Here is a 13,741-nt window from a genome sequence, read left to right as displayed (position 1 = left end):
AGCTCGTATCCCTATTATTACGCGGAAACGATCGAAGCGGAAGTAGGCACGAATAAGTGGTATAGTATCCTAAACGATACCATGAAGGAGGAAGACTGATGGAAGAGACACCAAGCTGTCGGGTCGAGACAGCACTCGAAATCTTGACCGGAAAATGGAAGCCGTCGATTTTACTCGTCTTGATCACACACGGAACGCTCCGCTTCAGTGAATTGAAACGACAATTGCCGAACATTACCCAAAAAATGCTGACGGCTCAACTGCGTGAGCTCGAACTGAACGATATCGTTCATCGCGAGATTTATCAAGAAGTCCCACCCCGTGTCGAGTACTCTCTGACGGATTATGGTCGGACGCTCATTCCAGTCCTTGACGCGATCAATGCATGGGGGGAACAACATGTCCTCCATCTTGAACATAAAGAAAAACTCGCTTCTGCTTCTCAATGAGGAATCCATTCCGATGTGATTTCTCATTTTTTATGGAAAAACCTGTCTATTATCCCGTATACTGACGTAATAGACTTCTGTTTTTGGAAAGGAATGAGTCCTCATGCATCAACTTCATGCGATCGAGCAACTGGTTGCTCGACTCAAACAAGATCCTGCAGTCGAAGCCATCTTTTTGAAAGGATCTTTTGGACGGGGAGAAGAAGATGTTCATTCAGACATCGATCTGTACTGTCTCGTCTCAGAAGAACGTCAAACAAAATTCTTATCACGTCGTTTGTCCCATCTTTCTGCTTATCGTTCGATCATCTGGAAAGATGAGATTAATATCATCGCTCCACAAATGATTGTCGTCTATGATGATCTGCTACATATCGATTTGTTTACGGTGACGCTTGACTCACTGAACCATAAGGATCAATTGCGTGTCTTGTATGATCCACAAGAACAGTTGACGGACTTTACCGATACTTGCGACTTAACGCTTTCTGCTCAAGAAGCGGCCGATGAAGCGATCGATGCAGTCTGGTTCTTGTTTCAATATAAAAAAGCAGCAGCACGGGGAAATGACTTATGGGCAGTCGAGATGCTCCGTAGCGCCTTGATCAAGTTCGCAAAAGTATTACTCCATCATCATGCTCCTGAACGAGCACAACTCGGATTAAAGACGATTCCGACGACATTGCCAGACCATCCACGCCTTGCTCTTGAAGCAATCTACGACGTCCTGACACCCGCAACGCACGCTGAAGCGGTTCAACGTTATTTGGCTTGTTTAGAGACCGAACGAAGCGCGCTCGACCAGACGCTTGCCTCTCATCCGGAGACGCTCGCTTTACTCGATCGATTAACGCCTGAACTCTCGATCCAACAATCAGAACGGTAATAAGAAGGGGCTGACTCAAAAGTCAGTTTCCACAAAGATAAGGATGGCAGAATAATGATCTGCCACCCTTATCTCGTAACAAAAAGAATGATGCGTTTCACGCCACTCCTACAGGAAAAGCGCATTTATGCGCTGTCAGAGACAAACAAGACCCGCTTTCCTGCTTAAATGAAGCAGGAAAACTGGCTTGTGTCTCGCCTGAGGAAAGGGCGTGAAAAGACGCGTCATTCTTTTATTGAATCTCTTCTATGGTCACTCATTACTGTGTCAGTTGAATCTCTTTTGATTGTCCACCTGCCCAGCCAAAGCCAGATGAGACTTCAAGCTTCGGATTTTTCACCTGTTTCGGTAATTCGAAGACGATGTTGCCGGTTTTCTCGATATTCGGGTTGATCGTCTCTAAGAAGAAGCCCATCCCGTCTTCATTCGCATAAAGATCGAGTTCCGTATCGGCTGAGTATTCCGTATCACCGACATTGACTTTAAACATGTTGCTGTCGACGAATCGCTCTTCCTTATCTCCGTTTAGAATCGTCAAACCGATGACTAAAAATTGTCCTGATGTTTTCTTTTCGCCGAGAACGTTCGACAACGTATCGACCATCTTGACGTCGTTGACGACGTACGTCAGTTTCCCGACCTTTACCTGATCATTCACCCCGTACGTTTTCTTGACCGGCTTCGCGGCTGCTTTTGCTTTTACTGGTTTTGCTTCTGATTTGACTGCTTCTTGTTCGACTGCTACTTTTTTCTCCGGTGCTGCTTGCTCTTCGTCATCTCCTAGGTTTCCTAAAATGACTGCGCCGATCACGATGATTCCTGCCCACTTCAATCCTTTTTTCATGTTACTTCCTCCTTTTAATGTGGCTGACTCACGTCTGATAGCCTTAGTATAGGAAGAAGCAACCCCTTATCCTTTACACTTTTTTAACCAGGTTATTTTTTGTTTATGGTTCGATAAAAAGATTGACAAAAAATAAAAGAGAACGCTAATTTCAGCGTCCTCCTCTCCTTATTCTCCTTTGACCCGGATGACGATTTTTCCTTTTGCGTGCCCTTCTTCGCCATAATCATGTGCTTCCTTGATTTGATCCAGATCAAAAATCCGATCAACGACAGGTTGTAGCTCACCACGTTCGACGGCTTTAGCGATATGTCGCAAACGTTCACCGGTTGGTTGCATGAAGACATACGCAGATCGTGCATTATGTTGCTTCGCTTGCTCTTCATCCGGTGGTGTGGAAATCGAGACGAGCATTCCGTTCGGCTTCAGCATCTGATACAGTTCCCCTTGCTTGTCGCCGCCCATCGTATCGAATACAAAATCGATATCCCGAACACGATCGGCTGGGTTTTTTTGTTTGTAGTCGATGACTTCGTCGGCTCCAAGCGCTTTTACCCAGTCGACGTTTTTCGTACTTGTTGACGTGATAACGTACAAACCGTTTGCTTTTGCGAGTTGAATCGCAACCGTTCCGACGCCCCCTGATCCGGCACCAATAAAGATCCGGTCACCCGGCTTCGCATCCATCACTTCGAACATGACTTGCCATGCTGTATGCGAAACGAGTGGAAGAGACGCTGCTTCAGCAAAACTAAGCGATTCTGGTTTTTTGACGACGAGGTGCGCATCGACTGCGACATACTCGGCATATGTTCCTTGACGAGCAATTTCCGGGCGACTGAAAACGGCGTCCCCGACTTGAAGATCCGAGACGTTTTCTCCGACTTCCTGAATCACACCGGCAACGTCCCAACCGATGACGAGCGGCATCTCATAGCTCAACATCTGACGCAAATAGCCTTCGCGTAGTTTCCAATCGACCGGGTTCACACTCGCGGCATAGACTTCGATTAAAACATCATCTGGTCCAATGACTGGCTTGTCCAGTTCTCCGACCTTGAATTGTTCCGATCCACCATACTGTTCAATGTAAGCTGCCTTCATCCGTTGACTCCTCCTTCGATAATCGTTCCCTATCTTCTTCCCCGTCCGTAACAACGACAAACAGTCTGAAGATACACGACAGCTCTCCATCAATCGATGAAGAGCTGTTTCGTTAAGCATTCGTTTGTTGAAGGGTGGATGCTGTCTCATTCAAGGCATGAATCGCCTGCTGCAGTTCCATGACCTGACCGACTTGATGACGTGTCAAACCGGATAATGACTCACTTTGTGAAAGCAAGGCATTCATGAACGTGTCGAGTTGACCGGTTGCTGTCGTGATAGCAGTAAGACTACTCGTCATCGTCGCGAACTGGGTCTGCGCCGACTGGATCGAACCGACGACTTCCGTTGCATCCATCTCAATCGTCTGTAGCGCTAACTGACTCTCGGCCATTCGCTCTTCCTGCTCACGTAGTAATGTCGTACTGGCATGAATGGAGTTGCCCGTTTGCGTAACGTCCTGATCAACACGTTCGATGATCGCATTGATTTCCTTCGACGCTTCTGCCGTCTGTGCTGATAGATTACGAATTTCTTGCGCAACGACCGTAAAGCCTTTTCCGAACTCACCCGCACGAGCTGCTTCGATCGACGCGTTAAGACTAAGCAGGTTCGTTTGTGCCGCAATCGCATTAATGCTCGACGTGATGGCGACGATTTCCTGAAAACGTCCGGCGAGTTGTCCGAACGACGTGACCGACTCATCCATGCTCGTCGTCAATTGTTGTAAGGATTGTCCGGCAAGACCAATTGTCTGCCTGCTCTTTTCGGCTGTCGTTCGCGAGGACGAACTTCGCTCGAGTGCGTGGTCGACAGAAACGGTCACATCCTCCATCCGATTGACTTGCTGGTCGTTCAATTGGCGAATTTCACGAATCGCTTGAACGCTTCCTGCTGCATCATGTGCCAGCTGTTGCATCGCTAGATCAACCTGACTGAAGGAATCCTTCGCTGCGTCGACCGTTTCACTCATCTCTTCCGTGAACGTCGTTACTTCCGTTGCGGTTGCTGCCGTTTGTTCGAGAGCAATTTGCGATGTTGCCGCGTAGGCTTCCGACCGTTCTTGTTCTTGGCGGACGGCTAGCATGACGTTCCGTCCAAAGACGGCGACAAAAACAGCTGCTGAGAAAATCATCAAATAGATGACATAGGCGACGATCAAGTCGAATGTATTCGTAAAGACAATCGTTCCCAGCATTGTGAATACTGCCATCTCAACGAGTCCAAGGATTCCGGCGAGAATGACCAAACGCGGAATCAAATAAACGATTGAAATCGTCAAGTAGAGATAGACGATCGTCCAAATACTCGGCGACGGCAATGTCATCAAGACTAGAGCGAGGACGAAATACGTTAATGTCACTTGGACGTACTTCCCGCTTGGACGATGTCCAAGTAGGCGGTTACCCACAAGCAACGCGACCGTCAAGATCAAACCACCGACTAAAAACTGATAAAACACACTGATTGGGACGTAATTCATTTGCGCAAATAAGAAAATCAATGGATGCGCGATCGTAATTAACGTTGCAATCAGGCGGGACAAAATCTTTGTACTTTGTTGCTCGAGGGCAGATACCATCTTGTTCAAACTCCTTCACCTTATTAAAGTCATACAGTTGTTCATCGGCAGAAAGAATTCAATCGTTAAGTCCCTCGCGTGACTTTTTTTCTTGACGCTTTCTTGAGAGCGGGAGTACGGTTAACGTAGACTTTTTTCAGAAAAGAGGATTCATATGCTGTATGTACTCGTTGGTTTCGCGGGGGTACTGGGTGCCTCTGCGCGTTATGGGCTCGGACTGCTGATTAGCGACTTGACGACTGGTCCTTTCCCGTGGCCAACGCTTGTCATCAACTTGATCGGGAGTTTTCTTCTCGGCTATGCGACACACTTTTTATTTCGAACGAAACTCTTACATCAATATGCGATCACAGCCATCGGCACGGGTTTCATCGGCTCCTTTACGACGTTTTCGACATTCAGCGTCGAGACCGTGACCTTACTCAACGAACATCATTTAGCGGACGCGTTCCTCTACGTACTCGTCAGTCTATTCGGCGGTTTGTTCCTGTCTTATGTCGGTTACGCGCTCGGAACACGACGACTTCGTCACGTGACGAAAGGACGTGAGTGAATGACGTTACTTGCTCTTGCCATCGGTGCTTTTTGCGGCGCCATCAGTCGGTTTGCCGTCAGTCAATGGATGAAGACGGTTTGGAAACGTGAATTTCCACTAGCGACGTTCCTGATTAACGTAATCGGTTCGTTTTTGCTTGGTCTCGTCATCGGTGCGCATCTGGATACGACATGGACGTTACTCTTAGGTACCGGTTTCCTTGGATCATTTACAACGTTCTCAACATTCAAAATCGAGACGTTGCAGTTATTTCAGGACGGAAATCGTAAAGTACTTACCCTCTATCTCATCTCAAGCTACGGTTTCGGAATTCTTGCAGCTTTCCTTGGAATCACACTTACAGCTTGAACGAAACAAGAGGCGACGGAAAAATCCGTCGCCTCTTGTCGTATCCGTTTTAATTTAATCATTCATCCAGAATAGACCAACCGTCTCTGCTCCGGCATGCGTCCCGATTGCTGGTCCGAACGTGCCTTCGAGAATCGTCAAATCCGGGAACTTCGCTGCGACTTGCCGCCGCAGTTCCGCTGCCATTTCCGGTGCCATCGTCGTCGCGACATAAATCCGGTTCTTATAGAACGTGTGCTGACGCATCGATTCGTCGATTTGTTTAACCATTTCAATGTAAGCTTTCTTTAAAGAACGTGCTTTTTTGAATGGTACGATTTTTCCTGCTTCATCCGTCGTGATGATCGGTTTGATGCTGAGTAGGTTCGCAAGGAACAAGTCACCAGATGAGACACGTCCACCACGACGCATCGTCTCCATATTACCGACGATCATATAGAAATGGGTCTTTTTCGTCAACGCTTGTAAGGCAGCGACGATTTCCTCGACGGATTTCCCCTGTGCCGCGAGCTCCATCCCGTAACGAATGAACTCTTGTTGGTTCTCAAACGCTGTATGCGAGTCGATGATATGAACCGGGAAGCTGGCTGCTTCCGCTGCTGATGCTGAACTTTGGACGGTACTTGAGAGCCCGTTCGTACAGTGCACTGCAATGGCACAGTCATAACCTTCTTCTTTCAGACGTTCGTACGTTCCAACGAACTCCCCAAAGATTGGTTGTGATGTTTTGGCAATCAGCTTTTTGTCCGCATCTAGCGCACGGAACAAACGCTCGACCGTGATCGCATTCTCTTGGTACGCCGTATCACCGAGTAAGATTTGAATCGGTACGACATTGACGCCGATCGCTTCTGCCTCTTCCTTCGTGAAATAGGCCATACTATCGGTCACCCATGCTATTTTAGTCATTTTCCTTAGCCTCCGTTAGATTCTTCTCGCTTTATCCTACCATATACAGAAGTGGAAATCGCAAGAAACGTCATGACATCATCTGAAAATGAAACGATGTGCGCTTATGATAGTGTTTGCCGGCATGTAAGACGACGGAAGGAAAATTCGGTTGGTTGATCGCATCCGGCAACCCTTGTGTCTCAAAACAGATGCCAAGGTATGGCGTTGCTCGTCTTCCACAAATCGTAAACTCGCCTGACAAGTGATTAGCGGTGTAAACGACAACTCCCGGTTGATCCGTCACGACGCGCAAACGTCTACCACTGATTGGTTCGTCGAGAACGATTTCCCCACCCTCTCTGAGTAAAAAGGGGTGATCGACACCACTACCTGCTTGACGCAACTCTTCGTCTGGTGCGTGTGTCACTTCATGTAGCGGACGAGCTTCCGAAAAATCAAAGACGGTGTCTGTTACCGGGAGAATGTCACCGGTCGGTACCGCATCTTTTGTCAACGGAACATAAAAAGGTGCATCCATTCGTAACAGATGCTGTTCGATCGTCGTTTTTGCTTCACCCGTCAAGTTAAAGTACGTATGATTCGTCGGACTGAATGGTGTCGAAGCTGTCGTCTCCGCTTCATAATGAATATGCAGGACGTTCTCATCCGTCCATTCGAACGTCAGCGTGAACGACAAGTGACCCGGATAGCCGTTCTCACCACTCGGACTATCTAAACGTAGAACAAGTTTGTCGTCGTTGATTTCGTGTGTGAACATCCGGTTCGCCCAATTTTCGCTTCCTCCATGGAGGTGATGTTCACCCTCATTTTGCTCAAGAACGTACGTCATCCCTTCTAACGCGAATGCGCCATTCGCAATTCTTCCGCCGACGCGTCCGATCGTGGCGCCTAAGTGATGCGGATCATCCTGATATTCTGATAGGTCGTCAAACGCGAGTACGACATTTTCGATCATTCCATGCTGATCCGGAACCCGGATGGCAAGAATTTTTGCGCCTCGGTTCAAGATATCGATACTATGCCCATGCACATTCTGTAACGTGAATCGTAACAAGGACTGATCACCTAGTTGTCCCACTTCTGTTGTCGTAATCATCATCTGCTTCCTCCTGTACGATACATTTTCCTGTTTTCGTATTTACCCTCGGAACGAGACAAAAAAACAACAATGGCAAAAGACCATTGTTGTTACAGAGACGGAAGTGGTAATCGCACTTCGATCCGAGTCCCTTGATGGATGATCGAGTGGACGTGTAATGTTGCAGTCGGACCGTATGTCACGTTTAATGCGCGTCGAATCAGGAACAGGTTCGAATCTCCCGCTTCCTGTTGATTCAGTTGTTGCATCACGGCAAGCGGCATCCCTTGTCCATTATCCGTGACTTCGATGACCCAGTCCGTCGTCGCCCTAAAGGCACGGACATCAATCCGGTGATGTCGTCCTGCCTTTACGAACGCATGACGCAGTGCATTATCGACAAGCTGCGTCACAAGGAATGGAAAGACGAAGTATTCTTCAACAGCGGTCTCGATATCAAGATCGACCGTGATATCGGCGGAGGTCAGTTGATTCGGGCGACGCCGTGTTCCTTCTAGTGATAAATAGGCCTTCAGGGTCGCCAGTTCCTCGCGTAGTGGATGTTCATCATGTCGCGTCGCTGCCGTCAAAAGTTGAAGCAGGGCATTCAATTGATGTTTCACAGGAGTTCCCGGATCAGCTGTCCGCTGGATTTCTTCGATGATACCTTTTAGATAGCTGACATGTAACATCGGTTTCATCTTTCTCCCACTTAATCGGAGCAACTGATCTTCTCGGTGCATGTGTAGCTCTCGTGCTAATAAACGGACGAGTTGTTCCGTCATCCGCTCGACAGTGTCGTCAAATAAGTCTTTCGAAAAGTAACAGATGACACCTGCCTTTTGACCGTTAATGCGCATCGGATGAAAACTGAGAATTTGTCCCGTCTGCTCGTCTTCCTGTCGGACGGGTTCTTCTGCTTCGATCCATCGTTGTTCCTCACGTCTCGGTTGCTCGCCACAGACTGCTGGTTGCTGGTCCGTCATATCGATGACGACCTCTGTCGCCCCGAGCACGACGATCCGTTGCATCTTCGTTTCCTTCAATAACGTCGCTCCAATCTGCCGCGCGACTTCCGAAGTCAATCCCTGCTTTCGTAAAGGTTGTAACGCTTGCAATAGACGATCGGAACGCTCGGTCTGGCGGACGAAGAGATCGCCTTCGAGTCGTAGTTGTGTCCGTAAGATCATGATGAACAGTACGACCCCACATATGTTCGCGAACAGTAACGGAAAAGCAGCACGGCTCATCAAATCAAGCGCTTCTGCCGTATCGGGGGCAATTAATAACGTAATCCCACTTTCGAACAATAATGCCGTCAATACGATACCGATCGGTGGAACGAGCGCATAACCATCATGCAAACGCCAGCGTTTTCGATACCAACCGCTCGCAAGTCCAGCGAGCATTGCGATGATCCAACCTGCTTCTGCCCCTAACGAACCAAGTACGTAGCGGTGTAGACCGACTATACATCCCGTGATGCCGCCGATCACTGGTCCACCAATCAATCCGCTCGTCACGATGACAGCGAGTCGGGTATCGAGCAATAGGGCATCCTTTTCGACGGCTAATCCAAGTAACGGATCAATCGTCGTATCTTGCGAAAGTTCAATTCCTGCGTAGTTCATCAAAATACCGGATGACACGAATGCAAACAGCAGTGGAAGATTCATTCCGCGGTCCATCTTGAATATGTATCGGGAAATGCGCCACTGGGACAATAAAAAGGCTAACAGTGCTAACATACCTAAACGACTCAGTAAGAATGGAATCTGCTCGAGCACGGAATACCTCCTCGTTTCATAGGACGCGATTTAACAATAAAGTAGCTGTAGATTACATTCCCGCTCCTCTCTGCATTCTCCTATCATGACTGCCGAAAGTTCGCACAATCCGTCCATTCTTGATTTTTTGACTGATGCGATGAAAAAAAAGCCGGTTCCTCCATGAGGAACCGACCATTTTATGCTTCTGCTTGTTCAGCTGGATGCAACCAAATCTTGACGCGGTTGATTTGATAGTTTTCCATCTCCATCACTTCGACGGAGAAGTCTGGTGTGTCGATATGCTCACCTGGCTGAAGATCGATGTTGTGCATCTGAATCCAGCCACCGATCGTATCGACATCTTCGACATTCGTAAAGCGAATGTTGAAACGTTCTTCCAGGTCAGCGAGCAAGACTGTACCGTCGAGCAAGAACTCGTCCGATTTGACCTGTTCGATTTCTTCGACTTCATCTGCGTCGAATTCATCACGGATTTCACCGACGATTTCTTCGAGTAAGTCTTCCATCGAGACGAGGCCTGCCGTTCCACCGTATTCGTCGACGACGAGAACGAGATGGGTCCGGGTCCGTTTCATCTTGCGAAGTGTCTCTTGAAGCGACGTCACTTCCGAAACAACCGGTAAATCCTTGATATAATGCGTTACCGGATGCTCATTCCCGTTCGCATAATCCGTCAAGACTTCCTTGACGTTGACGTATCCGAGAATCCGGTCTTTATCATTTTCTTCTGTGACCGGGTAACGCGTGTACGGATTATCCATGAAGATTTCCATCAGTTCATTTTTCGTCAAACGTTCCGAGATCGTCTCCATCCGCATCCGCGGAACCATCAAATCTTTGACGATGTGCTCATCAAACGCAAAGACGTTTTGCATGAGGGCAAGTTCCGTTTGGTTGATTTCACCACTTTGGAAACTTTGCGCCATGATGATTTTCAATTCATCTTCCGAGTGGGCTTGTTCGTGCCCTGCTGGTTTGACACCGAACAGACCGAGGAATAAGCGCGCTGAACCGTTGAGTAACCAAATGAATGGGTACATGATTTTACCGAACACATAAAGTGGACGGGCGAACAACAATGTCATGCGTTCTGCATACTGAATCGCAAGCGTCTTCGGAGCGAGTTCACCGATGACGACGTGTAAGAACGTTACGGATACGAATGCGATACCGAACGACAAGAGTGTCGAAACAGCAGCAGAGATTCCGAAGTCGTCGAAAACAGGATGCAAGATCTTTTCAACGGTTGGTTCACCAAGTGCCCCAAGACCAAGTGCCGTGACCGTGATACCAAGCTGACAGGCAGACAAATAGTAGTCGAGATCGCCCGCGATTTTTTTCGCAAGGACGGCACTTTTGTTCCCTTCTTGAATCATTTGATCCAAACGCGACATCCGAACCTTAACGACAGCAAATTCCGATCCGACGAAAAACGCCGTCAACGCAATCAACAAGACCACTAAAAATAAATTGATGAATAATATAGTATCCAAAATCCCCTAAACAGGGGTCACCTCCATTGTTTTGTATTAAAGCTGTGCAATCAAGGAAGCAATCAATGTCAGACGCCGGGACAGTTCTAAGCGGATCGCTTGTTTTTCGACATCCGTCGAATGTAACAAACGCTGCTCGAGTCCTTCAACCGTCGCCTGAAGTTGTTTCACTTCCTGATAAATCGTCTCCCCTGTTTTTTGTTCCCGTTCCGTAAAAGAAGCAAGAATCTCTTGCAGGGAAAGCCGTTGAGACTTCAAATATTCAATCTTTTCGATTTGATGAATGACCGATTCGTCATACAGACGGTAGCCAGACGCAGTACGCTCTGGTGTTAACAGACCGAGTGATGTGTAATAATCGATCGTTCGTTTTGATAAGCCGGTGGTCTCCGCGACCTGACCGATTCGAAGTAACGCCTTCCCAAAAGATTCTCACCTCCTTTCCATAGCTAGTTCTTTTATCTTATCATGTCAAAACCATACAGTAAAACGTCGCGCTTTTTTAGAGAAAAAAACGACTACTCCCGTTCGCACGAGAATAATCGTTTCATCTCACTTTTTCATACGGTTGCGACAGGTTCTTCGACTGGTACACCGACGATCGACCGTTCCAGTAATTCAACGACATCGTACGTAGCAACCGCCTCGTCGACTTCCTTCGCCTTCGTGCCGTCACTGAGCATCGTCAGACAGTACGGACATGCTGACCCAATGACAGACGGTTGGACCGTCAACAATTGTTCCGTCCGTGCGACGTTGACGCGTGCGCCGACTTTTTCTTCTTGCCACATCATGCCGCCACCAGCACCGCAACACATCCCTTTTTCCCGGTTGCGTTCCGTCTCGACGAGCGTGATGCCTGGAATCTTCTCGAGAATATAACGTGGTGCGTCGTAAATATCATTGTAACGACCAAGATAACACGAATCGTGATAGACGACACGCTCCTTGACTTCATGGAGCGGTGTGATCCGTTTTTCGTCAATCAGTCGTGCGAGCAATTCCGTATGGTGATAGACTTCAACGTCCGGACTCAGTCCGAAGTCTGGATACTCGTTTTTAAATGTATTGTAGGCATGCGGATCAATCGTGACGATCTTTTTGACGCCATATTTCTCAAATGATTTGATGTTGGCTTCTGCGAGTTCCTGGAACAAGACTTCGTTCCCGATCCGGCGCGGTGTATCCCCTGAGTTTTTCTCATCGTTTCCGAGAATCGCAAACGAGATGTCTGCCTCATTTAGAATACGTGCAAACGCCATCGCGATTTTTTGACTTCGGTTATCGTACGATCCCATCGCACCAACCCAGAACAGGTACTCGAAGTCTTCGCCCGCTTTTTTCTTCTCCTTTGCTGTCGGAACGACGAGTTCATCCCGGTTTTTCCGCCAGTTTTCGCGTTCTTTCCGGTTCATCCCCCATGGATTACCTTGACGTTCGATGTTTGCCATCGTCCGTTGCATCTCCGGATCCATCTTGCCTTCCATCATGACGAGATGACGACGGAGGTCGATGATCTTATCGACATGTTCGTTCATGACCGGACACTGATCTTCACAGTTCCGACACGTCGTACACGCCCAGATCTCTTCTTCCGTAATGACGTTCCCAATCAATGAATCCGGAACGATATCCATCTGTCCGGCTGCTGCCAGTGAAGCGATTTGGTTTCCTTGCGATCCTTCGAACGCAAAAGCAGGTGCCCATGGCGAGCGCTGTGTGATGGCTGCCGTTTTCATGTTGAGATGGTCCCGTAATTTAACGATCAAATCCATCGGCGACAACATCTTCCCCGTTCCACTCGCTGGGCACATATTCGTACAGCGTCCACACTCGACGCAGGCATATAGATCAACGAGCTGTTTCTGATTGAAATCTTCGATTCGGTTGACCCCGAAGCTGAATTCCGCTTCGTCGTCTTCTGCCTCTTCCATGACCGATAGATCGATCGGTGCCAAACGCCCGACTTTCGACGTTCGACCGAGCCAGACGTTTGCTGTACCGGCAATCAAGTGTGCATGTTTACCTTGCGGGATGTAAACCATGAAGCTAAGTAAGAACAGCAAGTGCGCCCACCAGAAGAAAACGAATAATCCGAACGCAACTGATTCCGGCACCCAACTGAATAAGAACGCGATGCTTGAAGCAACTGGTTCACCGAGCGTCGAATGATTCTCATAAACAAGGAAGAATCCATTTCCGAATAGGACGGCGACCATCAAACCACCGATGAAAATCAACGCAAGACCCGCCATGAAGTTTCGTTTCAAACGAACGAGTTTCTCGACGTACCGGCGATAAAATCCCCAAACGACGGCAATCAAGATGACGAGCATGACGATTTCTTGGAAGAATGTAAAAATCGGATAAAGCGGACCGAGTGGGACGTGCGGGAAACGCTGACCGACGGCGAGTCCTTTCCAGATAAAATCGATCGCTCCGAATTGAACAAGTAAGAAGCCGTAGAACATCATGACGTGGATAGCGCCACTTTTCTTATCCTTTAATAATTTCTTTTGACCGAAAACGTTGACTAAGACCGCGTCCAGTCGTTCTTTGTTCGTCAGTGTCCATTCCGCCTTTTTCCCCCGTTTAATGGCGGCATAACGACTTTTGACGAGTGACGTGAACAGATAGCCCGCATAGCCGATGACGAGTAGGAAGGCAATCCAGTTAATGAGTAAAAACGTATTCATGTT

13 protein-coding genes are annotated in these 13,741 nt (G+C 48.1%); 4 read left to right on the top strand and 9 right to left on the bottom strand.

Going from position 1 to position 13,741, the window contains the following annotated elements; translation table 11 throughout:
* Positions 1-98 precede the first annotated feature (98 nt).
* Together KNQ09_RS12465 and KNQ09_RS12460 are read left to right on the top strand one after the other, a co-directional pair.
* The gene (locus tag KNQ09_RS12465) at positions 99-449 is read left to right on the top strand and encodes a winged helix-turn-helix transcriptional regulator (RefSeq protein WP_023466835.1); all 351 of its coding nucleotides are present in this window, start codon (positions 99-101) and stop codon (positions 447-449) included.
* A gap of 103 nt (positions 450-552) precedes the next feature.
* Complete coding sequence (locus KNQ09_RS12460) at positions 553-1,335, top strand: nucleotidyltransferase domain-containing protein (protein WP_214858710.1); 783 nt, start codon at positions 553-555, stop codon at positions 1,333-1,335.
* Between the two features lie 259 nt (positions 1,336-1,594).
* On the opposite strand, the gene KNQ09_RS12455 is transcribed toward KNQ09_RS12460, so the two are convergent.
* The 3 genes from KNQ09_RS12455 to KNQ09_RS12445 all read right to left on the bottom strand — a co-directional run bounded on the left by KNQ09_RS12455 (position 1,595) and on the right by KNQ09_RS12445 (position 4,865).
* On the bottom strand, positions 1,595-2,179 hold the full coding sequence (locus KNQ09_RS12455; RefSeq protein ID WP_214858709.1) for a DUF4352 domain-containing protein: 585 nt from the start codon (positions 2,177-2,179) through the stop codon (positions 1,595-1,597).
* A gap of 168 nt (positions 2,180-2,347) precedes the next feature.
* Positions 2,348-3,283, bottom strand: a complete 936-nt coding sequence (locus tag KNQ09_RS12450; protein ID WP_214858708.1) for an NADP-dependent oxidoreductase — start codon at positions 3,281-3,283, stop codon at positions 2,348-2,350.
* 112 nt (positions 3,284-3,395) lie between these two features.
* A complete protein-coding gene (locus tag KNQ09_RS12445) occupies positions 3,396-4,865 on the bottom strand; it encodes a methyl-accepting chemotaxis protein (RefSeq protein ID WP_214858707.1) in 1,470 nt (489 codons plus the stop codon).
* A gap of 154 nt (positions 4,866-5,019) precedes the next feature.
* Here KNQ09_RS12445 and crcB (KNQ09_RS12440) point away from each other — a divergent pair, with 154 nt between their 5' ends.
* Both crcB (KNQ09_RS12440) and crcB (KNQ09_RS12435) read left to right on the top strand, forming a co-directional pair.
* Positions 5,020-5,418, top strand: a complete 399-nt coding sequence (gene crcB / locus KNQ09_RS12440) for a fluoride efflux transporter CrcB (protein ID WP_214858706.1) — start codon at positions 5,020-5,022, stop codon at positions 5,416-5,418.
* Positions 5,419-5,769 carry a fluoride efflux transporter CrcB gene (gene crcB, locus KNQ09_RS12435; protein WP_035399149.1) on the top strand — a complete coding sequence of 117 codons (351 nt, stop codon included), beginning with the start codon at positions 5,419-5,421 and terminating at the stop codon, positions 5,767-5,769.
* A gap of 54 nt (positions 5,770-5,823) precedes the next feature.
* Here crcB (KNQ09_RS12435) and KNQ09_RS12430 read toward each other — a convergent pair whose 3' ends face one another.
* The 6 genes from KNQ09_RS12430 to KNQ09_RS12405 form a co-directional block, all read right to left on the bottom strand.
* Complete coding sequence (locus KNQ09_RS12430) at positions 5,824-6,678, bottom strand: DegV family protein (protein ID WP_214858705.1); 855 nt, start codon at positions 6,676-6,678, stop codon at positions 5,824-5,826.
* Positions 6,679-6,748: 70 nt separating this feature from the next.
* Entirely contained in the window at positions 6,749-7,780 is a 1,032-nt protein-coding gene (locus tag KNQ09_RS12425) for an aldose epimerase family protein (protein ID WP_050678898.1), read from the bottom strand.
* 89 nt (positions 7,781-7,869) lie between these two features.
* Entirely contained in the window at positions 7,870-9,546 is a 1,677-nt protein-coding gene (locus tag KNQ09_RS12420; RefSeq protein ID WP_214858704.1) for a LytS/YhcK type 5TM receptor domain-containing protein, read from the bottom strand.
* A 179-nt stretch (positions 9,547-9,725) separates the two neighbouring features.
* Complete coding sequence (locus KNQ09_RS12415; RefSeq protein ID WP_064300524.1) at positions 9,726-11,042, bottom strand: hemolysin family protein; 1,317 nt, start codon at positions 11,040-11,042, stop codon at positions 9,726-9,728.
* A 36-nt stretch (positions 11,043-11,078) separates the two neighbouring features.
* The gene (locus KNQ09_RS17550; protein ID WP_035399153.1) at positions 11,079-11,447 is read right to left on the bottom strand and encodes a MerR family transcriptional regulator; all 369 of its coding nucleotides are present in this window, start codon (positions 11,445-11,447) and stop codon (positions 11,079-11,081) included.
* 155 nt (positions 11,448-11,602) lie between these two features.
* The gene (locus tag KNQ09_RS12405) at positions 11,603-13,738 is read right to left on the bottom strand and encodes a (Fe-S)-binding protein (RefSeq protein ID WP_035399155.1); all 2,136 of its coding nucleotides are present in this window, start codon (positions 13,736-13,738) and stop codon (positions 11,603-11,605) included.
* Between the last annotated feature and the right edge of the window lie 3 nt (positions 13,739-13,741).

Source organism: Exiguobacterium sp. s191 (genome assembly GCF_018618955.1).
GTDB lineage: Bacteria > Bacillota > Bacilli > Exiguobacteriales > Exiguobacteriaceae > Exiguobacterium_A > Exiguobacterium_A abrahamii.
Note: the sequence above shows the minus strand (reverse complement) of the source record. Positions and strands in the feature narration are given on the sequence as shown.

Coding starts and splice junctions, on each gene's coding strand:
- KNQ09_RS12465 (WP_023466835.1), top strand. CDS start 99: ATGGAAGAGACACCAAGCTGTCGGGTCGAGACAGCACTCGAAATCTTG.
- KNQ09_RS12460 (WP_214858710.1), top strand. CDS start 553: ATGCATCAACTTCATGCGATCGAGCAACTGGTTGCTCGACTCAAACAA.
- KNQ09_RS12455 (WP_214858709.1), bottom strand. CDS start 2,179: ATGAAAAAAGGATTGAAGTGGGCAGGAATCATCGTGATCGGCGCAGTC.
- KNQ09_RS12450 (WP_214858708.1), bottom strand. CDS start 3,283: ATGAAGGCAGCTTACATTGAACAGTATGGTGGATCGGAACAATTCAAG.
- KNQ09_RS12445 (WP_214858707.1), bottom strand. CDS start 4,865: ATGGTATCTGCCCTCGAGCAACAAAGTACAAAGATTTTGTCCCGCCTG.
- crcB (WP_214858706.1), top strand. CDS start 5,020: ATGCTGTATGTACTCGTTGGTTTCGCGGGGGTACTGGGTGCCTCTGCG.
- crcB (WP_035399149.1), top strand. CDS start 5,419: ATGACGTTACTTGCTCTTGCCATCGGTGCTTTTTGCGGCGCCATCAGT.
- KNQ09_RS12430 (WP_214858705.1), bottom strand. CDS start 6,678: ATGACTAAAATAGCATGGGTGACCGATAGTATGGCCTATTTCACGAAG.
- KNQ09_RS12425 (WP_050678898.1), bottom strand. CDS start 7,780: ATGATGATTACGACAACAGAAGTGGGACAACTAGGTGATCAGTCCTTG.
- KNQ09_RS12405 (WP_035399155.1), bottom strand. CDS start 13,738: ATGAATACGTTTTTACTCATTAACTGGATTGCCTTCCTACTCGTCATC.